This is a genomic window from Janthinobacterium sp. BHSEK (assembly GCF_056174685.1).
In genome coordinates, this window is sequence record NZ_JBWBYV010000202.1 from 1 (window position 1) to 592 (window position 592).

General features: G+C 59.1%; 1 protein-coding gene. It reads right to left on the minus strand.

The window, feature by feature from the left end; all coding sequences use genetic code 11:
- Positions 1-592 (minus strand): GTP-binding protein (locus tag AC0V2Y_RS28410; RefSeq protein WP_475418065.1); only part of this gene is annotated, 592 nt, incomplete at both ends.

A 592-nucleotide genomic window follows, 5' to 3' on the forward strand; every position in this document is an offset into this window, starting at 1 on the left:
CGTTGGGATGTAGGCATCCAGCGCATCGGCCAGACGCAGCACTGCGTCCACGCCCATCTCGCCTTCTTTGCCTTCCAGCGCCATACGTGCCGAACCTTTGATGATAGGCAGGTCGTCGCCTGGGAATTCGTACTTCGACAACAGCTCGCGCACTTCCATTTCAACCAGTTCCAGCAGCTCTGCGTCGTCGACCAGGTCGCACTTGTTCAGGAACACGATGATGTATGGAACGCCAACTTGGCGGGCCAGCAGGATGTGTTCGCGGGTCTGTGGCATTGGGCCGTCAGCTGCGGAGCACACCAGGATCGCGCCGTCCATCTGGGCAGCACCGGTAATCATGTTCTTGATGTAATCGGCGTGGCCTGGGCAGTCAACGTGCGCGTAGTGACGCGTTTCCGTTTCGTACTCGACGTGGGCGGTGTTGATCGTGATACCGCGCGCTTTTTCTTCTGGAGCCGCATCGATCTGGTCGTATGCTTTGGCTTCGCCGCCGAATTTCTTCGACAGAACCGTTGCGATTGCAGCGGTCAGCGTGGTTTTACCGTGGTCGACGTGGCCGATGGTGCCGACGTTGACGTGCGGCTTGGTCCGT